The 2,666-nt window shown below is 59.8% G+C and carries 4 protein-coding genes; 1 reads left to right on the plus strand and 3 read right to left on the minus strand.

What is annotated here, in order from left to right; translation table 11 throughout:
- Positions 1-479 (minus strand): DUF2125 domain-containing protein (locus ACPYOI_RS35420; protein WP_481424095.1); only part of this gene is annotated, 479 nt, incomplete at its 3' end.
- Between the two features lie 54 nt (positions 480-533).
- On the opposite strand from ACPYOI_RS35420, the gene ACPYOI_RS35425 reads away from it, so the two are divergent.
- Positions 534-1,064, plus strand: coding sequence for a gamma-glutamylcyclotransferase (locus ACPYOI_RS35425; RefSeq protein WP_481416420.1), 531 nt, complete (start codon positions 534-536; stop codon positions 1,062-1,064).
- On the opposite strand, the gene ACPYOI_RS35430 is transcribed toward ACPYOI_RS35425, so the two are convergent.
- Both ACPYOI_RS35430 and ACPYOI_RS35435 read right to left on the minus strand, forming a co-directional pair.
- Positions 1,061-1,858, minus strand: coding sequence for a lysophospholipid acyltransferase family protein (locus tag ACPYOI_RS35430; RefSeq protein WP_168832623.1), 798 nt, complete (start codon positions 1,856-1,858; stop codon positions 1,061-1,063). The two genes, ACPYOI_RS35425 and ACPYOI_RS35430, sit on opposite strands and share 4 nt — an antisense overlap.
- Positions 1,859-1,944: 86 nt before the next feature.
- Positions 1,945-2,661 carry a YdcF family protein gene (locus ACPYOI_RS35435; protein WP_481416421.1) on the minus strand — a complete coding sequence of 239 codons (717 nt, stop codon included), beginning with the start codon at positions 2,659-2,661 and terminating at the stop codon, positions 1,945-1,947.
- Positions 2,662-2,666: the final 5 nt, after the last annotated feature.

Genomic DNA, 2,666 nt, shown 5'->3' on the forward strand with positions numbered 1-2,666 from the left:
GTCTGGGAGGAGACGGCGGTCGCCTTCAGGCCTTCGATGACCGTCGAGCTGCGGTCGACGCCTTGCAGCTTCGTCACGAGACTGGATTGTAAGTTTGCCCACTGTGCGGAGATCGAAAGGCCGTTGGCCGTGCGGATTTCGGCCGGTGAATCGAGCTCCCAAACGATGTGGCCCGGGGCGTAAACCTGTGCTGCGGAGCGAAGCTCGCCAAAGGAGGCGGAGACACCGTTCATCTTGTCATCCACATCGACTTTCGAGCAAAAGAGGCCGATGCGGAACGGATAGCCGCGAAAATCGATATCGTCACATTCGCCGCTGACCCCGGCTGTCGTGCGCGGCGCGATTGCTCTCAGCACCGTCTCCTTGAGCTGACCAGCCGCATAGAACCAGCCACCGGTATAGATCGCGATGAAGAGAACGATGCCCAAGCCGAGCAACCAGAATTTTCTGCCGCTGCCGGATTGGCTTGACGCTGCCATGATGCTTCTCCAATGGTGAATCGCGAATGAGGGAGTTTCGGTCTGGCCTGCGATATGGACGAATTTTGGGTGTTTGGCTACGGATCCTTGATGTGGAATCCAGGCTTTGAGTTTCTTGAGCGGTCTCAGGCTCTTGTTTACGGCTACCGGCGTTCCCTATGCGTCCATTCCTGGGTCCATCGCGGCACGCAAGAAAATCCGGGGCTTGTGCTCGGCCTCGATCGCGGCGGCTCCTGCCGGGGCATGGCGTTTCGCGTGGATCCCGAGAAGTGGGACGAGGTGATCGACTATTTGCGTGCCCGTGAGCTCGTGACCAATGTCTACCTGGAGCGCCGTGTGCAGCTAGTGCTTCCCGGCCGCCGTACGATCAAGGCCATCGCCTACATCGTCGATCGCGATCATCTGCAATATGCCGGCGCGCTCGAGGCCCTCGCCGCTGCGCGTGTGGTAAGCGAGGCCAGAGGGCAGTCAGGGCCGAACGACGCTTATGTCTTCAATACGCTTGCCCACCTGAAGGAGATGGGTATTCGCGACCACTGGTTGGAAGAGGTCGCAGGCGAGGTCAAGCGGCTGCACGCGGCCTAAGCCGAGGCTGCCTTCGCGCTGCGCAATTGCGCCAAGCGTTCGACGGCTGTCGGCGGCAGCGGCAGGTGTGGATTGCGCTCCACCGTATCGATCAGGAGCTCGTCGCTCGCCTTCTCGGTCACGCTGATCAGATGCTCGAAAAACGCATCCGGGTCCATGCCCGGCTGAATGGCAGGCAGAATGCGAACCTTGAAGTGGCCGGGACGGCGGATGGCGCTCCGGCGCGGCCAGAACAGGCCGGGATGCATGGCGACCGGCACGACGGGGATGCCGAGGTCCCGATACATGCGGGCAATTCCGTACTTGTAGATCGGCTCGGCGCCCGGCGGACGGCGCGTTCCTTCCGGATAGATGATCAGCTGGCGGCCTGTCGCCAGTTCCTCCTTGGTGCGCTTCAGCACTTCCACCATGACCTTGCCGCGTGCGCCGCGATCAACCGGGATCATGCGTTGCTTCTTGGCGTACCAGCCGAAAAGCGGGATCCACATCAGTTCGCGCTTGAGGATGTAAACCGGGTCTCTCAGCCACGGCAGCAGGGCGTACGTGTCCCAGAAGGACTGGTGTTTCGGGGCCAGAATAAAGCTGCCGTCCGGCAGGTTTTCCATGCCCTCGATTTCGAAGGTCGTCCCGACGATCTTTTCCATCAGCCAGTGGTTCGAGAGCGCCCAGTTCTTCGGGATGGCATAGGCCGTTTTGCGCGGAACGATGAAATAATACGGCGAAAGCACGATCATCCGGAGGATGAGATTGGAGTAGAAGATCGTGTTGAAGAGAACGGAACGCAGGGCGATCATGAAATTTTCCAAAGCCAGTATCGGCGCCAGAGGCTGCTGGCACTGCCTACACGATAATGGCCGTCATAAAAAGCGTCCGATGAAAATCAGTTCTGGGCGGTATTACCAGCGGAGCGAAGGCCGGCATGGCGTCCAAAGCCGGTCATGTTGCGCGCAGCTGCCAGAAGCACCTTGACGTATTCGGCAAGCATGACACGAAGTGCATTCGGATCGGTGAACCAGGCGCGGGTCTTCAGGTCGGAGTTGACGACCGGGTAGGGGATGAATTGCGTTTCAGCATCGACATAGGCAAGTTCGGCCAGGCTGCGCGGCATGTGGTAGTTGTTGGTGACGACCAGAACGCTCTTGTAACCTTTGGCATGGATCCAGTTCGAGGCTTCCTGCGCGTTGCCGATCGTGTCGATTGCGTCGTAACCGATGTCGACGCAGCAATTGAAAAGCTCGGCCGAAGCGGATGTGGTCTTGCGAATCTGTCCCGGTGTTGTGGATGGATGAACGCCCGATATGAGCAGGCGCTTGCCTGCACCTTTCTCGAGCAGCGCGACGGCTTGATCGATGCGTTGATAGCCCCCTGTCAGAACGACGATGGCATCGGCTTTCGGTTCCGCCGGAGGCTTCAAGGTTGTCACGGAGTCGGCAAATCGCAGAAAACCGACGAAGAGAAGCGCAGTTGCGAGCACGCAGGTGAACCCGCCCCACCTCAACATCCGGCGGATGGGACCACGACGCGGGGCCTCGACACGGTAGCTCGCAAGCGCCGGGTCAGGACGAATCGGATTGCGTCTAGTTTGGCCCATGGTCATGAGTC

The sequence above is a fragment of the Rhizobium sp. SVR5-2C genome (genome assembly GCF_056755115.1).